Source organism: Waterburya agarophytonicola KI4 (genome assembly GCF_020640915.1).
In the GTDB taxonomy this organism is placed as follows: domain Bacteria; phylum Cyanobacteriota; class Cyanobacteriia; order Cyanobacteriales; family Xenococcaceae; genus Waterburya; species Waterburya agarophytonicola.
Genome location: NZ_JADWDC010000016.1, coordinates 49,160 through 69,714 on the forward strand (window position 1 = coordinate 49,160; position 20,555 = coordinate 69,714).

18 protein-coding genes and 1 pseudogene are annotated in these 20,555 nt (G+C 37.1%); 8 read left to right on the plus strand and 11 right to left on the minus strand.

The genetic code is table 11. The features are described from left to right. Positions 1 to 6 precede the first annotated feature (6 nt). Genes I4641_RS08815 through I4641_RS08830 form a run of 4 tightly spaced genes read left to right on the plus strand, consistent with a single transcriptional unit; the run spans position 7 to position 3,742 of the window. On the plus strand, positions 7 to 558 hold the full coding sequence (locus I4641_RS08815) for a LysM peptidoglycan-binding domain-containing protein (RefSeq protein WP_229640117.1): 552 nt from the start codon (positions 7 to 9) through the stop codon (positions 556 to 558). 8 nt (positions 559 to 566) lie between these two features. After that, positions 567 to 2,849 (plus strand): tetratricopeptide repeat protein, encoded by a 2,283-nt coding sequence (locus I4641_RS08820; RefSeq protein ID WP_229640118.1) that lies wholly within the window; start codon positions 567 to 569, stop codon positions 2,847 to 2,849. A gap of 5 nt (positions 2,850 to 2,854) precedes the next feature. Next, complete coding sequence (locus I4641_RS08825; RefSeq protein ID WP_229640119.1) at positions 2,855 to 3,229, plus strand: J domain-containing protein; 375 nt, start codon at positions 2,855 to 2,857, stop codon at positions 3,227 to 3,229. A gap of 24 nt (positions 3,230 to 3,253) precedes the next feature. Further along, the gene (locus I4641_RS08830; RefSeq protein ID WP_229640120.1) at positions 3,254 to 3,742 is read left to right on the plus strand and encodes a nucleotide exchange factor GrpE; all 489 of its coding nucleotides are present in this window, start codon (positions 3,254 to 3,256) and stop codon (positions 3,740 to 3,742) included. Between the two features lie 31 nt (positions 3,743 to 3,773). Here I4641_RS08830 and I4641_RS08835 read toward each other — a convergent pair whose 3' ends face one another. Next, positions 3,774 to 4,379: a hypothetical protein gene (locus tag I4641_RS08835; RefSeq protein ID WP_229640121.1), complete on the minus strand. Its 606-nt coding sequence runs from the start codon at positions 4,377 to 4,379 to the stop codon at positions 3,774 to 3,776. A 238-nt stretch (positions 4,380 to 4,617) separates the two neighbouring features. Then, a complete protein-coding gene (locus tag I4641_RS08840; protein ID WP_229640122.1) occupies positions 4,618 to 4,944 on the minus strand; it encodes a (2Fe-2S) ferredoxin domain-containing protein in 327 nt (108 codons plus the stop codon). A 341-nt stretch (positions 4,945 to 5,285) separates the two neighbouring features. Here I4641_RS08840 and I4641_RS08845 point away from each other — a divergent pair, with 341 nt between their 5' ends. Next, a complete protein-coding gene (locus I4641_RS08845; protein WP_263858192.1) occupies positions 5,286 to 6,371 on the plus strand; it encodes a ferrochelatase in 1,086 nt (361 codons plus the stop codon). Between the two features lie 320 nt (positions 6,372 to 6,691). Continuing rightward, positions 6,692 to 7,915, plus strand: a complete 1,224-nt coding sequence (gene chlP, locus I4641_RS08850) for a geranylgeranyl reductase (protein WP_229640124.1) — start codon at positions 6,692 to 6,694, stop codon at positions 7,913 to 7,915. A gap of 188 nt (positions 7,916 to 8,103) precedes the next feature. On the opposite strand, the gene I4641_RS08855 is transcribed toward chlP, so the two are convergent. The 9 genes and pseudogenes from I4641_RS08855 to phnG form a co-directional block, all read right to left on the minus strand. Further along, positions 8,104 to 12,588 (minus strand): esterase-like activity of phytase family protein, encoded by a 4,485-nt coding sequence (locus tag I4641_RS08855; protein ID WP_229640125.1) that lies wholly within the window; start codon positions 12,586 to 12,588, stop codon positions 8,104 to 8,106. 314 nt (positions 12,589 to 12,902) lie between these two features. Continuing rightward, on the minus strand, positions 12,903 to 13,637 hold the full coding sequence (gene phnL / locus I4641_RS08860; protein WP_229640126.1) for a phosphonate C-P lyase system protein PhnL: 735 nt from the start codon (positions 13,635 to 13,637) through the stop codon (positions 12,903 to 12,905). 45 nt (positions 13,638 to 13,682) lie between these two features. Next, entirely contained in the window at positions 13,683 to 14,456 is a 774-nt protein-coding gene (gene phnK / locus I4641_RS08865; protein ID WP_229640127.1) for a phosphonate C-P lyase system protein PhnK, read from the minus strand. 28 nt (positions 14,457 to 14,484) lie between these two features. Next, positions 14,485 to 15,411 carry an alpha/beta hydrolase gene (locus tag I4641_RS08870; RefSeq protein WP_229640128.1) on the minus strand — a complete coding sequence of 309 codons (927 nt, stop codon included), beginning with the start codon at positions 15,409 to 15,411 and terminating at the stop codon, positions 14,485 to 14,487. Between the two features lie 194 nt (positions 15,412 to 15,605). Then, the gene (locus tag I4641_RS08875; RefSeq protein ID WP_229640129.1) at positions 15,606 to 16,439 is read right to left on the minus strand and encodes an alpha-D-ribose 1-methylphosphonate 5-phosphate C-P-lyase PhnJ; all 834 of its coding nucleotides are present in this window, start codon (positions 16,437 to 16,439) and stop codon (positions 15,606 to 15,608) included. 16 nt (positions 16,440 to 16,455) lie between these two features. After that, the gene (locus tag I4641_RS24415; protein WP_229640143.1) at positions 16,456 to 17,004 is read right to left on the minus strand and encodes a GNAT family N-acetyltransferase; all 549 of its coding nucleotides are present in this window, start codon (positions 17,002 to 17,004) and stop codon (positions 16,456 to 16,458) included. After that, positions 16,993 to 18,060: pseudogene (locus I4641_RS08885) on the minus strand (carbon-phosphorus lyase complex subunit); the annotation flags it as partial. The pseudogene I4641_RS08885 and the gene I4641_RS24415, both read right to left, overlap by 12 nt. A gap of 37 nt (positions 18,061 to 18,097) precedes the next feature. Next, positions 18,098 to 18,688 carry a phosphonate C-P lyase system protein PhnH gene (gene phnH, locus I4641_RS08890; protein ID WP_229640130.1) on the minus strand — a complete coding sequence of 197 codons (591 nt, stop codon included), beginning with the start codon at positions 18,686 to 18,688 and terminating at the stop codon, positions 18,098 to 18,100. A 35-nt stretch (positions 18,689 to 18,723) separates the two neighbouring features. After that, on the minus strand, positions 18,724 to 19,164 hold the full coding sequence (phnG, locus tag I4641_RS08895; RefSeq protein WP_229640131.1) for a phosphonate C-P lyase system protein PhnG: 441 nt from the start codon (positions 19,162 to 19,164) through the stop codon (positions 18,724 to 18,726). 173 nt (positions 19,165 to 19,337) lie between these two features. Here phnG and I4641_RS08900 point away from each other — a divergent pair, with 173 nt between their 5' ends. Then, positions 19,338 to 19,712: a four helix bundle protein gene (locus I4641_RS08900; protein ID WP_229640132.1), complete on the plus strand. Its 375-nt coding sequence runs from the start codon at positions 19,338 to 19,340 to the stop codon at positions 19,710 to 19,712. A 47-nt stretch (positions 19,713 to 19,759) separates the two neighbouring features. Continuing rightward, the gene (phnF, locus tag I4641_RS08905; RefSeq protein WP_229640133.1) at positions 19,760 to 20,497 is read left to right on the plus strand and encodes a phosphonate metabolism transcriptional regulator PhnF; all 738 of its coding nucleotides are present in this window, start codon (positions 19,760 to 19,762) and stop codon (positions 20,495 to 20,497) included. The last annotated feature ends 58 nt before the right edge of the window (positions 20,498 to 20,555 follow it).

Genomic DNA, 20,555 nt, shown 5'->3' on the forward strand with positions numbered 1-20,555 from the left:
AGAATTATGTCAGTCAAGTTAACTTGTCCAGTATGCGATCGCTCCCTCCTATCAGAAATTATTTGTCCTAATTGTGAAACGGATCTTTCTATCTATAAAATGTTGGCAGAGTTACCAGGAGAAACTCCCATAGAAGTTGCTGGAAAAAAAAGTATTATTTCTCTTTGGTTGCCTATAATTATTGCAATTTTATTTCTTTTGTTAGGCTTAGGTTTGGGAATAACGGGGAAATCAATTGTTGCCGAACAAACACCACAAATTACAGAATCTTATTTTGATTTTTTTAGTTCCGAATCTAGAGTTGAATCTGATGGATTGGTAATGCCTATTCTGGCAAAAATATCTCCAGAAATAAGACCGAGGAATTTGCAATTTTGTGGTGGATTTAATTATATTGTGCGGAGGGGAGATTCTTTATCTTTAATTGCCGATCACTTCTATGGCGATCGCAGTTATTTATTTTTAATTAGGGATGCAAATAAGACATTAAAAGGTCGAGAAAATTACTTACAAATAGGCGAACATCTGTTTATTCCTAATTTTAGAGAGGATTGTTAGTCGAGTTTATGCTATTTTTGCTTTTGCTGATATTAATGGGATTGGTTTTTTTTCTGGGGATTTACTATCGAAAATCTTACAAAGTCGATCGGCTTTATCATCAAGGGAAAGAGCTAGAAAAGCAAGGTAAGATCGATTTTGAAGATCTGAATGCTCTCAAACAAGCACTAGCTATATATAGACAGTGTAGTAAATTAGTTAATAATTCTAAGTATTTAAAAGCTGCTAGTCAATGCCAACAAAAAATAGACAATCGCTATAGATTCAGACAATTGTTAGTATTAGCTGATCGCTATAGTCAAGATGGTTTTTTTACTAAAGCATTGATTGAATTGATCGAAGCTCAACAGCTTTGGCAAACTCAAGCATTAACAGCAGAAATATTAAAATGCAAATCGGGTATTAAACAGCAAAAACAATACGAACACGTTTTAACCCAAGCACATCAAAAAGCAATCGAGGGAGAATTTCAAGGAGCAATTGATTTATTAAAACCCGCCATCGATAGATTCTCTAGAAGGGATGGAGAACAACTATTAATTAAGTTGAATCAAGTAATTCAAAGTAAAAACCTCTATCAATTAGGATTAATTGCCGAAGCCCAAGGTGAATCTAAGAATGCGATCGCTTTTTATCAACAAGCTCTAGAGTTAATTCCTGAATTTATTGACTGTCAACTTAGACTAGCTATAATTGCTCTACAAAATAATCCCCAGCAAGCAATAAATTGGCTAGAAAAAATCGAAGACGAACGTGCTGCTTATATTCGTGGTTTTGCTTATACTAAGTTAGCAAATTGGCAACAAGCTAATCAAGAATGGCGATCTATTGCTCTTCCTCAGATTGAAGCTCAACGTTATTTACTTAAGGAATTAGTAGCTCGCGATCGCTTGATGGCAATATATGAAATCGAGCAATTAGTAGATCGAAAAGAATTAGAAGTTGCTCGCACTATCAGTTATAAATTTATCGATCGATATGGAGTAGATTTAATAATCTCTCACAATTTAGAAAACTATATTGAGCCTACTTTAGAAAGCCAGATGTGGCATAGTAAAGATTGGCAAAAAATCACCGCACAATTAGAACAAATTTGGCTTAAACAACAAGATATTAAGTCTTTACACAATTGGGCGATCGCAACTTATTATCAAGCGCAAATTCATCCCGATAAATTAATAGATTTGATCGTTGCCTGGACAACAGCGATCGCTAATTTAAAATTAGATCCTACTTTAATAGATGTTCCCTGGATGGGTAATAATAATTTAGATTTGAGAGAAACTTATCTCAACTTAAGACAGATTTTGAACAATGCGATCAATCTAATTAGAGATAGAGATATTGAAGAGTATTTGAACTTACGCGATATCTATCTGACAGACATAACAGCATTATTTCTAGGGAAACAAAATCAGTTAGATTCAACAGTAAACCAACCATTATTTATTCTACCCAGTTGTTATCGAAGCTATAAAAAACACTTTGCTCAACTTAAATTATCCAATAATATTTGGGGTGCATTATATACAGATTGGGGAATAGCTGTAGCAGCTTGTTATGAGGGAGATATTGCTCGGGCTATCCAAATTAAACCCCATAAAAACCCATCTTCTGCCCTCGATCGCTTTGGGGAATGTTTTGTTTTATATCATGAAGGCTGTCATTACTTACATAATCAATATTGGCGTAAAGCGATCGAACCCTTACAAAAAATTAAAGCAGCAATAAACAGTGATTTTCAATGGTGTCATGAAATCGATCGCCTGTGTAAAATACAGCGTGAGTATATTAGAGATTTTAACGAGCATTTAGAATTTAGTGAATTTTGCTATTTATTAATCAATAGTCAAGCAGCAAAAAGTTATTACATCGAATACCAAGCCATGAAAATAGGCTTAGAAATAGACAATCGAGACATCAGCTTTCAACAAGGATTAAATAAGCTAAAAAAATTACAAAATGCCGACTCCACTAATACTGTTGCTTCTAATATCATCAAAACCCTAGAAGTAAATCTAGAACTAGAAAAAATCAATCATCTCTGGCAACAAAGCGAATATGAAATAGCAGTTAGCATTGCCAAAAAATCCCACCATGAAAAAGTTAAGTTTGCTGTTGCCGAAATATGTTTAGAAGTAGTATTGCACATCTTACAAAACGAAAATTTAACCTACGAAACAATTCAATCCATCCAAAAAATCGTTCAATGGGCTTACGAACTTTGTCCCCACGAACCATCATTACAGCCAGTTTATAACCACTTACAACAAATAGGAATCTACCCATAAAAACAATGCACAACTTACCTCTTCCCAACCCTTATGATGTTCTCGAAATATCTCCCGCAGCTTCCCATCAAGAAATTACCATCGCCTTTACCAAGGCAATGAAGCGGGGTAAATATTCTCCCCGTGAGATCGCCCAAGCCCGTAAAAGCTTGATGAATCCTCAAGAAAGAATTATTGCCGATTATTTACGTCCAATTACAGGTACGATTGGCAGTTTTAAACGTAGTGATTTTACTGCTTTGGATACTCCTATACCAAAGTTAAAATTTCTCACAGAATTTGATGCTTTAGCAGAAGCAATTGGCGATCGCGATCGCGTATCTGATAGCGATAAAAGATTAGGAAAACTTTTATTTTCAGATCGTTCCCATAAAAAGTAATTAGTAACAATATTAAATAAAATCGTGAACGACAATCAATCACCCATTTTTCAATTAGATAAATCACAAAGAGATAGACTGCAACAAGAATTAGGCAGTTTACTCAAAGAAAAAATGTCTCTCAAACAAGTTCTTAAACAACAAAAACAGCAAACAGAACAAGAACAAGAAGAACTATTTTTAGAATTATTAGAAGTTTTCGATTCTCTAGAATTTTTTCTTAACTACATCAAAGAAAACCCCAAACCCAATTCCAAATTTTATCAACGGCTGCCAAAATCTCTCCGTACTATTCAAAAAAAAATATTGAGCATATTAAATAAAAGACAAGTACAACTTATTGAACTTAAAGACAACAAACCAGACTACAGTATTTGCCAAGTAGTCGATCGCGAAGCAAGAGAAGATCTAGAAGAAGAAACCATTACCAAAGTTGTCCGTCAAGGGTTTAAAGTTGAATCAAAAATATTGCGCCCGACAGAAGTAATTATCTCTAAAAAACTATCTTTATAGAATCCAATTTACTCTATACTTTACTTGTTTATTATGAGATAGGAGGATTCCACTTTTTCAAATAATAATTAGTATATTCATGTATCGTATTTTCTATTTTTGATAAATGCTGACTTTTCACTTCTTTCAAATCATTATGATTAGGACAAATTGCATTCCATTTGTTAATTTCAAAAATTTCAGTAGAAACTTCTATAAAATCCTTTTCTTCCTGTGCTAATGTCTTTATATTTCGTATTCTTTTTTTTGTGATTTTTTCTCTAATCCCTGTAGTTAGTATTCTTAGAGAGCTACCATGTAGTGGGGTGTTCAAAATGTCAGTTTTAGCTAAAATAGTGTTTTTAATGTCAGTAAAATAAATATGTATAGCATAGCTATTATAAAAAACATCTCTAGCACTATAATAATATTTTTTATATAGTTTATGCTCTCCTATTAAAAAATAGCAATAACTGATTAGCATTGTTGCTATAAATATTTTCTCGGATAGTGAAGCATAATCTCTAAACAAAACAATATTCCTGTTTTTAGCTTTATTTAAAGACTCTTCATATAATTTATGTGATTCTTTAATTGGTTGGATTATACTTCTTACGATAGCCTTCTGATCTATGCTATCAAGCGTATCTTCTAGCAACGTCTCAAATGCTACACTTAATTTAACATCACCAAATTCAGAGAATATTTTGTCAATAGTTAGCTTTTATTCTTGATTAGCTATGTCTTTAAAAGTCAATACAAGCTTATTAATTGTTGATGCTTTTTTTATGAATTCAAAAAGTAATAATAATGATATTGGCTCCATGGTTGTATATATAATATTTCCTTGATACGCTTAGTTATTTTCGTATTTTCTCTAAATACTGTATTTTAACTTATTTCTTATGAAACTTAGGATAAAGCATAGCTTTAACAGGACAACCATTAATAATATGCTGCTTGATTATTATCGCCACTTCATCGGGATGAACTTGAGAATACCAAGTGGGATCTGACTCTACCATTACCATAGTGCCATTACCGCATTGTCCCAAACAGGGAACAGAAATCAAATCTACGTCTGGTGGCAAATTCCGTTTAAAATTCTCAAAAACTTCCTCCGCACTATATTTACGACAGCTACGCCCTCGACAAACTATAACTCTTGCTTTTGAAGAAGGTTTGATCGCATTAACTGGAGGTAACTGCACTTCTTGTTTCATAACTGCGGGTTAGAGACAAATTTTCAATAGCTGTAACGATAATATTATCGTTTTTATATTTTTCTCTCGCAATACTTTAATTTTTGCTGCCAAATATTAACTTTTGGGACTTCTAGGTATATCGACTGAAAGTGAGTGCTAGCTTAATCCTTAATGAAGCTCGGATTTTAACTCTCCGCAATGCATAACAAATATTTATCCAAAATTCCGATTCATAACTAAACAAAACTTAACTAAGGAAGTCACAAGTGGTTACAATCTCCCATCAGTCTAAATCTACGGCTCACGAACACCACCACCATCATGAGTCAGAACAAAACAAAAGCGATAAGCCTGACGGCATGGCTTCGCAACGCGTAGCAGTATTGTTAATGGGTTACGGCGAAGTAGAAAGCTATGAAGACTTTGCTAACTATAACGAACAAGCATTAAACCTTCTGACAGCAAAATTCGCTCCCGTACCTACCTGGGTTTATCCTGCGATCGCAAAATTACTCGCAATCTTCGATCTACACGAGTGGAGTCACCAGCACGGTAACTTTATCTCCCCCCACAATGCCATCTTTGAAGAACAAAGAGAAGGTATTGAGAAAGAGCTACAAGCAACTTGGGGAGAGAAAGTCAAAGTCTTCAAGGCATTTAACTTTTGCGCCCCCCATTTACCCGAACAGGTATTAGAAGAAATTAAAGACCAAGGATTTGATAAAATCCTGATTTATCCCTTGCTAGTGGTTGATTCTATCTTTACCAGTGGTATTGCAGTAGAACAAGTTAACAAGGCTTTAGCCAACCAAGCTGATGGCGACTCCCATTGGTTAAAAAGTTCTCGTTACATTCCTTCTTTCTTCAATAAGCCAGACTACATCAAGCTATTAGCACGTATGGTAGAAGAAAAGATTGAAGAGGAATTAGCCCAAGGACATTTAGCTTCTCAAATTGGCATCATCCTCATGAATCATGGCTGTCCCCACAAAGCCAAAGGATTCACATCTGGAATTGATGAAAGTCAAGCCCTCTACGAACTAGTCAGAGAAGAATTAATCAGTAAATATCCTCTAATTTCTGTCGGCTGGCTCAACCACGACACCCCATTAATTGAATGGACGCAGCCTAATGTCAAATTAGCGGCTCAAAACCTAATAGAATTGGGTGCAAGTTCGATCGTCATGATGCCCATTGGCTTTGCGACAGAAAACCACGAAACTCTTCTAGATGTGGATCATATTATTCATAGTCTACAGCACAAAAACTCTGACGTTACCTTTATTCGGATGCCTTGTGTCAACAGCCGTCCAGAATTTATGCACATGGCAGCAGAGTGGGCAAACCCTCAAATTGAAGCTTTGCTAGAAGAATCAGGCATCACAGTCAATCCTCAATTGGCAAAACAGCAAGCTATACAGGCTCATTCACACCACCATCATTAAACCGCTTTCCATTTTAATTTAAACCTAGGGTGGGCATTGCAAAATCTTTGAAGCGTAACAGTTCATTGGTCAATGCCTACGATTTTGATGATGGTAGATTTAAAAGCAATTACTCACTAAAAAAGTAACGTTTATTAACAAAAATATTAAGCAGTATTTCAACTTTAGTCGAATCAGGCGATCGGCTGAAAATAGTACGGGACAACATGATACTATCCATTTCTAGGCGGACAAAAAGGTTAAGTGAACCTCCTAAGATAGATGAGTCACTTTTGTCCTCAACATCAAAAAAGATTTATTAAAGATATAGGAGAAAAACTTTGGGATTAAAGGTAGCCGTTGTCGGTTCTGGACCAGCAGGGTCATCAGCAGCAGAAGTTTTAGCCAAAGCAGGTATTGAAACTTATTTATTTGAACGCAAGCTAGATAATGCCAAGCCTTGCGGTGGTGCAATTCCTTTGTGCATGGTAGACGAATTTGATTTGCCTCAAAAGATTATTGACAGACAAGTCAAAAAGATGAAGATGATTTCTCCATCTAACAGAGAAGTGAACATTGGTTCGACTCTTAAAAATGGTGAATACATTGGTATGTGTCGTCGTGAAGTATTAGATGGCTTCTTACGCAACCGTGCTGCGGAATTGGGTGCAAACTTAATCAACGGTACTGTCTATCAACTAGACATTCCCGACAGCGATAAAGGACTTTACACCCTTCACTATGCAGACCATTCTACTGGTGCAATTAAGGGAGAAATGAAAACCCTTAAAGTAGACCTAGTAATTGGTGCTGATGGTGCTAATTCTAGAATTGCTAAAGCTATTGACGCTGGTGATTACAATTATGCGATCGCTTTCCAAGAGCGCATTCGCTTACCAGAAGACAAAATGGCTTACTACGAAGATCTAGCAGAAATGTATGTCGGTAACGATGTTTCTACAGACTTTTATGCTTGGGTATTCCCTAAATTCGACCACGTAGCAGTCGGTACGGGAACAATGAAAGTTAACCAAGCCGACATCAAAAAACTACAGGCTGGTATTCGCAAGCGTGCTGCTAAACGACTAGAAGGTGGCGAAATCATCAAAGTCGAAGCCCATCCTATTCCCGAACATCCTCGTCCCCGTCCCATTCGTGGCAGAGTTGTTTTAGTTGGTGATGCCTTGGGTACAGTAACTAAGTCTTCTGGGGAAGGTATTTACTTCGCAGCTAAGTCTGGTCGTATGTGCGCCGAGAAGATCGTGGAAGCTTCTCAAAATGGACTAAAAGTTCCTACAGAGAAAGATCTCAAAGACTTTATGAAGCGTTGGAATAAAGAATACGGTGCAACTTACCTCGTTCTAGATATTTTACAAAGAGTCTTCTACCGTAGCGATGCAACTCGCGAAGCGTTTGTCGAAATGTGCGACGATATCGACGTTCAAAAAATGACTTTCGACAGCTATCTTTACAAAACTGTAGTTCCTGGTAGTCCTTTGACTCAGATGAAGATTACAGCGAAAACTCTTGGCAGTTTGCTTAGAGGTAATGCTCTAGCACCCTAGTATCGCTTCGCTTAAGTAATAAGTAATAAATTGTTACTAACAGATAATTTATATGGCATCAGGTTTTATTATCTGGTGCTTTTTTTATTATCTATAAAATATTTTGATAAATCCTGTGGTTTAAACTAACGGGAAAGCGATCGCCTTAATCAAAAAGCGATCGCAGAGTAAGTAAATCTCAATTAGATTTAAGCAAAAACAAAATGACTCTCATTTGCCAAGAAATCAGCAGGAGTATTAGCCACAATTGCCAGGTCATTACCATCAGTAGAAATCAATGCCCCAGCATCAGTTTGGCTAATCTCTAGATCGCCATAACCAATACCCAAGCCAGCTATACCAATAAGATCTTCACTACTGGTAAAGTCATTAATCGTATTAGGAGATTCGGGATATTCGCCATTAGCAATCCAGAATTGATCCGCACCCAAGTTTCCATTGATGCTATTGTTGCCACCTGAAAGAACAAACAGACGGTCATCATCATCATCGGCAAAAATGCGGTCTGCTTCACCCAAGATAAAGACATCCGAACCGCTGCCACCATAAGCACGATTGTTTCCCTCACCAGGAGAAAGATCTAATAGATCATCACCTTCCCCAGTAAAGATTAGATTGTTACTAGTATCAAAATCTAAGCCAGCTTCTAAAATATCGTCTTCTGTAGTGCCAAAGACAGGAGTTAGTTCGCTATTGTCATTACCTTCACCTTCACTATTATCTGGTGCTTCAGTAGTCAAGAAAGCCAATTGACCTCCTTGAACTAGATCTGCTTCAGCAATAATGCCATCTTCTAAACTATGGGCTTGAACGTCAAAGATAAAGCGTGTTCCTGGTGCTTCATCAAAAAGCTGAGAAACATCAATGACACCAGAAGTTTCCCAGTTGCCGATATCATCAGGTTCGGGGTCAGATTGACCATCAGGAACAGCAGAACGGTCTATTTGAGCTATGCGAGTTAAATCTCCTGTTTCAGGGTCTACTTCCCAGATAGAAGCTTCTTCTCCCGAAGTCAGACCAAATTCATCAAAAGAACGATCTTCCTGAATCAAAATCTTGCCATCATCAGCCCATTCTAAATTATCAGGACTGCGCAAGCCAAAGTCAGAACCTTCAAACTGACCGTTACCCGCATCATCGCCATCATAGAGGATATCGATTTGTGCAGTTAAAGGCTCGCCTGATTCACCAAACTCAGTATTTACAGTGTAAGTAGTACCCCAGCTATCTCCTGCAAAACGCCCATCACGTCCAGTAGAAGCAAGAACAATTTCTGTACCATCTTCAGGATTAGTCGCTACGTCTTCAGGACGAGAGAATTGAAAGCCACCAGCATCAATAAATAGCTGGTCTTGTTGAGCTTGAGTAGCAAAACCTAACTCATCGTAACCTAGTTCGTCTTGGATATCCTCGTCATCATTAGTATCTACTGCTGTACCAGCCAAGTCGGGGCGATAGTAATCAAGTTCGACCCAACTTCCACCGAGGCTATTACCAGTACCACTAAAACCAAAAGGATCGGGTGCATCATCAGTGTCTACTTCTTCTCCATCTTCGTCAGTGAAGGTAGGAGTGTCTGCTACATCACCATCAGGAACCCAAGTATAGAGTTTTCCGCCAACTAAACCGTTACGTTCTAAAAGATCAGCACCTTCACTAGTATCTTTTTCACCAACATAAAGTAATAATGGGGCAGCTTCGCGATCGTCTCCCACGATAAAGGCTACTTTATCTGTAGTGCCAGTATCAATCTCAGTGGTACTTTCCCAAGCAGCACGACCCATCCAGGGAACGGCATGAAGAGTATTGGTAGCAGGATCGAGGACAAATTCTGTACCGCCAGAAGTTTCTTCTCCAGTAAAGAATAAACTATCTGTCAAACCGCGATCTTCGCCAAATTGATTGGCTTCGATATAATTCGCCGAACAAAGACGATTAATACCCTCATATTCCAGGTCGCTAGCTTCGTCTACTTCTTCGCCATTACGGTTAATGATTTTGTCAAACGCTAATCCAGAATCTTCTAATTCTAAAGTTTCTTTGTTGATATCGAAGTAACTAACCCGCGCACCAGTTAACTCTGTACCATTAGCCAGAGTGTAAGCATAACCAGCATCTGGTCTTAATTCGTGGTTAGCAACTACACGAATAGTATCTTCGTCTAAAGCAAAAGCACCCAAACCATCGGGAATACCAGGGGGAGTATAGCCATTAACCTCTTCTCCTACAGTGAAAAAGGGATCTACTTCATAACCATTTAAACCAGTCATTTGGGCTGGTTGTTCTGTGTCGCCATTGTTGGAAATAGGTGTTACAGTCACGGGAGTTCCTCCAAGATTAGGGTCTAAATTTAAGGGTTGTTCTAAGTCGATTAAGACTACTTCGTTGTTGTCAATATCTCCTTCCCTGCCTTGAGAAAAGGGATAATTATTGTCGTTTGCCACTAAAATTGTGTCTTCGTCTACCACGACTACATCTTCGATGGTGACAAAGGGCATATCGTAGGTAGTTTCGCCATCGCCATTAAGGTCGTTAGGATCTTCGATATTTAAGAGATCGACAACTTCTGTTTTTTCGACAAAGCCATTTTCATCTACTTGAGATATATCGATTTTGAAAATCTTTTTGAATTCTGCTTCTTCTCCCTGGTTGTTATCTCGTTCGATAACTAAAAATTCGTGGTCGTTAATAGGAGTAAAGTCACCAATAGGATTACCATCGGTAGTTTCGTAATAACCTACTAAACCAGTAAAGGAAGAGGACTCGACATCAAATTCATAAATGCGTAAAGCATTTTCGTGATCGCCGTCTACTGTTCCTTCTAACAAAGGATATAAAGTAGAACGATCTGGGCTAAATGCCATTCCTTCAAAACCGCGAGATCCTAAGAGGTTGGGAATACCATCTCCTAAATCGGGATTTTGGGGAGAGATTACAAATTCTCCCGTTACAGAGTCTACTACTGCTACTCCAGTAGCAGGAAAGTCGGTAAAGAAACCATCAACGCCGACATCAATTAGCTGTTCAAATTCCTCTTCAGGGGTTTGAGGATTGCCATCTGCATCGAGAGTCAGAAATCTTTCTTCATTTCTTAAGGTGTAGGGGTGTACCTGCAAGCCTGCATCGTGGGCATATTCTACCAGCGGGAAAACTTCTCCTGTTAGCCCAGTTGTAATCTCGGCATTGCCGTCACCATCGCCGTCTACAGGTTCATCGAGACTTTCTCGCAATAGGATATTATTTTTCCAAGGACCTAAGCCACCAGCATAGTTGCTAATAATTTCAATAACTTCAGGATTTGCTAAGTCACCGTAGGTAATCTGTTGACCCACTTCGGGATGATAGTTACCATCTTCCTCCAGGATACCTAAAGCCGAGAGTAATTCATCGCCGTAGGTATTAAGGGCATCTTCTTGAGTAAATTCCTCGTTGCTGAAGTTCGCCACAAAATCGTAAGGGACAGAAAAACCACCACCACCTTCGTTAATATCGTCGTCCTCAGTGTTGCCAAAGAGCTGTACTAAAGGAATATCGCCCAAACCAGCTTCCTCTAAGGTTGCGTTGAGTTCGATGAGATTATCAACTTCAAAAGACTGAATAAAAATACGGTTGGGGTCAGTAAAGCCAGTATCCTGTAAGGTTTGAACTAAGAGTTCTTCTAAAGATAAACCCTGTTCGTCAAAAAAGGTGGGGTGTTTGGTTTCGGGATAAATACCAACCTGCACTCCTGTTTCGGCTTCTGTCTCTTGGACTAGCTGTATGACCTCTTCAAAGGTAGGAATTTCAAACGCACCATCAAATGAATCGTCACGAAAATCACGAGGCTGTACCGCCCTGAGCATTTTGATTTCTTCTAGAGTAAAGTCTTCAGCAAAATATGCTGTAACTTCTTCCCCATCGAGTATTTTGGTAGACATTCTGTCTTCCCCAAACACCTCAGCGACATTAGTGGTGTCGTCTAGAATCGGCTCGTGACGAGCGATTAAAACACCATCACTGGTACTAACTAAATCTGGTTCGATAAAGTCTGCCCCTTGAGCGATCGCAACGCTGTATGATTCTAGGGTATGTTCGGGCAAAACTCCACTCGCCCCACGATGTCCGATAATGAGAGGATCTTGACCGTTGAGGGTATTGAGATTAGTTTTATTGGGTGTGGCGATCGGTGCTTCTAAGAGTTCTCCGTCAGCATTAAAATGTAATAAATACGGACCAAATTCTTCTCCGACCCAAATATCGCCATTATCGTCAATAACAAAGGACTCAACATCAAAGTCCCCTCCCGTCAGCAAGCGATCTTCACTATCTTCATTGACAAGATCGAAATTGATTAAATTGTTGGGATCGCTAAGCTGAATAAAAGTTTCTATTTCTATACTGCCATCACCATCTTCAATCCCTGTAAAATTAGGATCTACTTGATAGATGCGTAATAAATAATCTGCACTGTTTTCTTGCGCCCCAAAGCCATTATCGGACAAAAACCAAAATCCCCCAGTGTTGTCTGGAGCAAACTGCACCCCACTAAAACCTTGGACAGGTTGTCCATCGAAAGGCCCAGTACGTCCGTTGGCACTAATGGGATTACCTTCACCGTCATTTGCCCCCGCAGGAGTTCCGATCGCAAAGGTATCTGCTGGCAACGAAGCAAAACCAGCCAATTGATTAGTCATAGTGTAATTATTCTGAATGAGATAAAACTGCTTAAATTGATAAAAAATTTGTGCTTAATGGATAAGAGGCAATTAACGATTAATAATTGACAATTATTGATCGCCTTTATCTGCCTTATTATTCAGAATTTCACGATTGTATTAAGGATTGGTAATCTTTAATTTAAAGTTTTTTTAGAATATATGAAACTTAACTTATTTACTAATAGTAATATTTTGTATTTAACGAAAAGACTATCATTGATAACCTCTTCTTAAACTCTGAAATGATAGTTTGGATAAAAATTACTCAGATTTCAATAATATATATATTATTAATTAATATCAAATCTCAACTCTCTTGTACACAAATTATTCCTAACTTCTTCATCGTGAAAAATGCCAATCAAAGCGCATCCTTGACTTTTTTTTTCTGTTAACAACTCAACTACAACCTGACGATTTTTGGCATCCAAAGCTGATGTTGGTTCATCTAATAAAAATATCGGATAGTCTACTGCCAAGGCACGGGCAATATTAACTCTTTGTTTTTCCCCACCAGAAAAGGTGGTTGGGGATAATTGCCATAGTCTTTCGGGTAAATTTAACAAACTAAAAAGCTTTTTTATTTTCTGGTAGGCGCGATCTACATCTATTCCTAATTCTAATAAAGGTTCGGCGGCAACATCCAAAGCAGATACCCGAGGAATAACCCGTAAAAACTGACTGACATAGCCAATAGTTTTTTGTCTGATTTCGATTACTTGGTGAGGTTTTAACTGTACCAAATCTACCCAATTATCATGATGCTTAAGCCAAATCTCTCCGCGATCTACACCATAATTGCCATAAAGAGATTTCATTAAAGTAGATTTACCCGAACCAGATTGACCAGTTAAAGCTACGCATTCTCCTGCTTTTACTTCTAAATTGGCATTATTCAATACTGGTAAATTAATTCTACCTTGGTTGTGTAAAGTAAAACTTTTATTTATGCCAGTAGCGTATAAAAGAGTATCGGCAGAAAGTTCGATTGATGGTTTTTGAGTAGTTAATTTTTGAGTAGTCATAAGGATTAAATGCGATCGCTAAAATAAATTGTCTATTGTCTATTTTCAATTATTAATTAATACCGAACTTACTAACTGCTGGGTATAAGGATGTTGCGGATCGTCTAATACTCGATCGGTTAAGCCAGATTCCACTATTTGCCCATTTTTCATCACTAATAAACGGTGAGCTAATAATCTGACAACGCCTATGTCATGGGTAACTAAAATAACGCTTAGATCCAGATTTCTGACAAGCGATCGCAATAAGTCCAACAACCTCGCCTGTACCGAAACATCTAATCCTCCCGTAGGTTCGTCCATAAAGATTAAGCCGGGTTTGGTAACTAATACTCTCGCCAATTGCAAACGCTGCTGCATCCCACCAGAAAAAGTACTGGGTAAGTCGTCAATTCTGTTAGTATCTATCTCAACTTGTTCCAGCCAATATTTAGCTTCTTCGCGAATGTTTCCGTAGTGACGTACTCCCACATTTAACAATCTTTCAGCTATATTTGCCCCTGCGGTTACGTTCATTCTTAAGCCATCGCGAGGATTTTGTTGGACAAATCCCCATTCTGTTTTAGTTAGTTTGCGATGTTGTGCTTCGGGTAATTGTTTAATATTTAAAATCTCATTGTTGCTATTAGTATAAGTAACCTTTCCCCCATCAATTGATAAGTTGCTACCAATACAATTTAATAATGTAGATTTACCCGATCCAGACTCACCAACAATTCCTAATATCTGTCCAGAATAAAGATCGAAAGAAATATTATCACAGGCTGTTAAATTACCGTATGTTTTGGTTAGTTGATTGATATTTAGTAAGTATCCCATGATTGGTAAATAATAATGTTTGAGATTTTTATTTAGAAATAGAAATATTTGTTGAGTTAATCAAAAAGTCTTCAACATTTGTTTGCCACATTTCTTTATTGACGGTAACTAATAATTGATGACTTGCTTCTGAAAAAACTACTATTTTTTTGGGAGTTTTTATATTTTGATACAAATTATCTATCTCTTTAATTTCTACTGTTATGTCTTTCCCACCGTGTAAAATTAAAGTTGGGTATTTCACTTTCCTTGCATAGTCAATTGGATTATGAGCAAAACCATTGAAACCATGTTGAACGCCACCCCAAAAAACCATTAATTCTGCTATGGGGAAAGTAGGTATATTAGATCTATGTAGCCTGGATTTAACAGCATTCAAAAGACGAGTGAAAGGAAGTTCCAGAATAATTCCATCTGGAGTTATATTTACTTCAGCGATCGCTTTTAAAATAGCAGCCGTTCCCATTGAAATACCATACAAAACTATAGGTTTATTAGTATTTAATGCTTTAACATAATTGAAAACCAATGCTACATCCTTACTTTCTTTTACCCCAATAGTAGTGACATTACCACTAGAACTCCCCGAACCTCTAAAATCAACTAACAAAGTTTTATAACCAAGAAAACTAAAAATTTCAGCAGAAGCAATTAAACTACTTTTACTACTTCCTTTACCATGAAATAAGATAACTGTTCCTTTAGTTTCTAAACTTGAAGATTCTATCGACCACATCTCTAACCATTCGTTTTGATTAACTTTAATTCGTATAGTGTCATACTGTAATTGTAAATCTGTTGGTATTTTGTTATTTATCGGACGAGGAAAGCCAATAAATTTATTATTGTAGCGATAGTTAGTTAATATATATGCACCTAAATATCCAGAAAAATTTATTGCTATAATCCCCAATATTCTAATAAAAAATAGTTTTTTGCGAATATTCGTTTTCAATTTAGATATAACCCTCAACAAAATAATCGTAAAGCTTCAAATGTATTTTATATTTGGCAAAATTTTGTAATTATTTTACATGAATGGAGAAGAAGAAATCGCATTAAACGATATATATCGCTAGGCGGTTATTAAAATAGTTCTTAATAAAAAAATAATTGTCAACTATCCATTATTATGCGAAGAGGTATCTTTTAGGGCAATTGTCCATTGCAATAGTCTGTATCAGAACAAATCCACATTCTTCCTCCTTCATTATCGGTAACTACTTCATCTAAATAACTATCTGTTGCACCGCAAAACTCACAGGCTTTGTCTTCCCATTTTTCAACAGTAAAAGGATAATCTTCAAAATCCAAACTTTTAACTTCTGTATAAGGCGGAACAGCATAAATTCTTTTTTCTCTGCCCGCACCAAATAGTTGTAAAGCAGGATTATTATTCATTTTTAGATTATCAAACCGAGGAATTGGACTTGGTTTCATGAGATATCTTTTATCTACTATTACGGGATAATCATATGCAGTTGCGATGTGTCCGAATTGGGTAATATCTTCATATAATTTGACGTACATTGAGCCATATTCTTCTAAAGCGTGCATTTTTGCTGCTTCGGTTCTTGATGGTTCTATTACGAATAAAGGTTCGGGCATGGGAACTTGATAAACTATAGTTTGTCCCTCGGTTAATGGCGTTTCAGGTATGCGATGTCTGGTTTGAATTAAGGTTGCCTCACTCGTTTTTTCTGTTGTTTTGACACCACAAACCTTCTTGAAAAAACGCCTTATATTTACCGCATTTGTGGTATCATCTGCACCTTGATCGATTACTTTTAAAGTATCTTCTTTGCCAATTACTGAAGCTGTCACTTGAATACCTCCAGTACCCCAACCATAAGACATAGGCATTTCACGGGAAGAAAAAGGTATTTGATGTCCTGGAATAGCAATAGCTTTTAAAATAGCACGACGGATTGATCGCTTGGTTTGTTCGTCGAGATAGGCGAAGTTAAATCCTGGTTCTGGCATAACTAATAATTAGTAATTAATTTGTTTCGTTGAATGTAATAGGATAAATTACTTTACCTTTATATTTATGGCGATCGCTGTTAAAAAACTTAACCATAAAATATTCATCTCCGACATCAAAAGGTGATTTAATACCATAGTTAATAGCAGGTTTAAATCCAAAACGATTATAAAATTTAGGATTGCCTAAAACAATAACCATTGGTATCTGTATTTTTTCTGCTATTTCTAAACCAGTGGTTATTAATAAGCTTCCAATTCCACGATTTTGATATTCTGGTAATACCGCTATAGGTGCTAAGGCTAAAACAAGAGTGGTTTCTCGATCTACTAAATCTATGTAGCTAAATATAATATGACCGACAATTTTACTATCTAATTCTGCTACTAAAGATAGTTCGGGGATATAGCGATCGCTTTTTCTAATTTTCTCAATTAATTCAGCTTCATTCTCTTGACCGAATGCCAAACTATTAAGTTGAAATATATTTGAATAGTCTTGAGCTTCTTCTAGACGTATTTTTATATTTTGGTTATCTTTATCCAAACTTCGTTCTTGTCTCATCTGTCGAACTAAATTTAATTCCGCCTGAAAATCAATGTAATGAGGTAATTTTAAATGCTGCACAAAACCCTGCGCCTCTACATTATCAGAATGATATAAAACAAACTCTTCATCTTGCGCTACCCCTTCCATTGATTCGCCATATTCTTTTGCTCTTAAAGCCCGATCTACTAATGCCATTGACATTGCTTTACGTTCGTTATAGCCAAAAGTTAAACCGTAACCTCTAGTAAATTGAGGCGGTAAATCTTTGCTACCTTTAAACTGATTTACCATCTGCACTTCAGTTACTTGAATATCGGCGATCGCAATTTCAAAACCCAATTCTTCTGGTTCGATAATTACTTCTACTTCGCCTATTCTGATCTCTCCTGCAAAGGGATGGTTTTTACCATATCCTCGCTGAGTTGAGTACGCTAAACCTAATAAGAAGCCTTCATCAGCACGGGCTAAATTTTGCAGTCTGGCATCTCGATCTGTAGGGGTGTTTAATGATTGTCTGGTGATATCGAATGGTTCTTTATCTGGTTCAGTAATATCTTTTTCTGGTTGAATTAATTGTTCTTGATTTAGGGTGTCAATTGTTCTGGGTGTGGGCAAACAGCCGTTTGCCCCGACAATTTCTGGTGTAATATATTCGTTATCTTCTGCTGCTAATTTGAAATCTAATAAACGATGAATATAATCATAAGTTGCCCCTAACTTTTGTCCCCCTGGTATATCTTTAAAAATAGAAGATACACGCCGTTGTACCTGCATCTTTTCCGTATCAATGGGTTTGCTGTAATAAAGCCTCGGCAATGTGGTGCGATATGCCCTCAATAAAAAGATCGCCTCAACTAAATCTCCCCAAGATTGTTTAATTGCTAAAGCTGCTAAATCTTCATCGTATAAGCTACCTTCAGCCATTACGCGATTAACAGCTAAAGCGAACTGTTGTTTGATTTGTTCAAGAGATAATTCGGGGATATGTTTGTCTCCCCGACGCATTGCTTGTAATAGAGCCTCGGCATTTTGTATTGCTTTTTCGCCACCTTTTACTGCTACGTAAGCCATGATTTTAATTGACAATGGATAATGGACAATGGACAAATTAAATAATTTTTGAAGTTCGGGGTAAACCAATTACTCCGTTATAGAAAAGGAAATATACATCTACTCCTAAGGGGTAAGAATCATATTTTTTTTGCCATTGTTGCCAAAAGCTATCTGGTAAATTAATTGGCATGGTAATTTGTCCGTTTATTCCCGCACCTGATAATGTTGGGAACTTATCTGATAGGGGAGAAAATACTTGCCCCCCTATCATAATTAATAGTGTGGTGGAATCTTCAGGATATATTGGTGTTCCCTGTTTGAATTGGGAGAAACCTGGCATATTATCTATGTCCCAAATAACAGCAAAGTCAGTTTGCTGGGTATCTTCGGTAAAACTACATCCTGTATGAAACAACAGCCAGCTTTTTATCTCTTCACCTAATCCTGGTTGCAACCATACTTTAGTTTCTAGATCGAATAAAGTCAGACAAGTAGCAGCACAAGCAATATTTAATCCCCTTGGTGGAGTTAATTGTGCGGTAATTTGGTTTATTGTTCCAGGGCGAGATAAGGCATAGAGCAACACTTTAAATGTACTTTGAGAATCGTGGATTAAATCTTCAAAACCTGGAAGTTCAACGATCATTGTGAATTATCCATTATTAATTGTTAATTAAGAACTTACTCTCCCCGCAACATAGTAAAAAACTCTACTTTGGTTGCTTCGGTTTGACGCTGTTGTTTTTGTTGACGATCGCTTAATTTTGCTTGCAAAGGCTGTATTACTAGTTCTTGTACTCGTTTGTACCATTCTTTTTGCTGCAACAAACCATCACACACAGCAGCTAATTCTGCGTGGCGTTTGGATCTCCCTCCCACATATCCAAAGCCTTTAATATCTTCCATTTTGATCACGCAACGAGTCACCGTCATTTCTCCTAAGTTAAACGCCTCTCCCGTACCTCCTGCCCTACCTCTAACCATCGCCAAACCGATTTCTGATTGACGCAGAAATGTATATTTAGGCAATTTTCCTAATGTTTGAACCTGTTGTTCTAGATCGACTGGGGAAGATTTCGCTAAGATTGCCATCCATGTTTGTCTTGCTGTTGACGGACTCATTTTCTTAACTCGCTGTTAATTTAAAGTTGAACTGCTGTTAAAATTTATCTAGACATCTAGATTAATATTTAATTTACAGTAGATGGGAATAAATAACAAATAGTAAAGATAAGAAGTAAGAGGTAAGAGGTAAGAGGTAAGAGGTAAGAGGTAAGAGGTAAGAGGTGAAAGGTATGGATCGAGTTAAAATTTCTATTCAAGAACGTACCGAAAATTTTGCTATTAGAATTGTCAAGGCTTATTGCCAAATAAAAAACGATAGTCACTTCGATGATGCAATCATGGTACTTGCTAAACAACTTTTAAGAAGTGGAACAAGTATCGGAGCAAATGTAGCTGAAGCGAAATATGCTCAATCAAATAAAGATTTTATTCACAAATACTCAATAGCACTTAAAGAAGCGAGTGAAAGTAGATACTGGATTCAACTAATGATTAAATCTGAAATTATCCCAGTACAAAAAATGAAATTAATGCTCGAAGAAGTAACAAATATCATCAACATACTAACGAGCATTATCAAAAAACTAAAAGCGAAAGAGAGATAATCTCTTAACTTTTACCTTTTACCTTTTACCTCTTACTTTTGCCCCAAATGAACAAACCGATATACACACGAATAGCCAATGAGTTGAGGACAAATATTGAAGAAGCCGTCTATCAATCTGGAGATAAGTTACCGACGGAAAAAAACTTATCAGAGAGGTTTAACGTGAATCGTCATACCATTAGAAATGCGATCGCTTTACTCAAAGATGAAGGATTGATTAGAGTAGATCGAGGAAGAGGGATGTTTGTGGCGAAAACTCCAATTAAATATCCTATCGGCGAAAGAGTAAGATACAACGAAAGTTTAGAAGCCCAGGGAATAAAAGCTAGTTACGAAAAATTAAAAGCTGTAGAAATACCCAGTGATAAAGCGATCGCTGATGCTTTGAAAATAGACCTAGGCGCACCAGTAGTTTTAATCGAAAGAGTAGGCTTAGCAAACGATCGCCCGATTAGTATTGGCAGTAGTTATTTTCCCAGCGAATTATTTCCAGATCTGATTAAATTTTGGGAAAATTATAGATCGATTTCTAAATTGCTCAAAGAAATATACGATCGCGATCATATACGCCGTTCGACTACAGTTTGCGCCCGTATTGTTAGAGAAGCAGATGCCAGACTGTTACAAATCCCTGCAAATCAGCCAATTTTATTAGCTCAATCAATAAATTGCGATGCGCTCCGCGCTGGCGTAGCCAATCGTGACGAGAAAATTGTCGAATATGGCGTAACCAGATTCAGTGGTGAAATGATGGAATTAGTCTTTAGAACAATTAAAAATTGATCGCTTAACTCAAGGCTAAACTACCCTTAATCTAGATTGGACAGAAGTTATTTTAAAC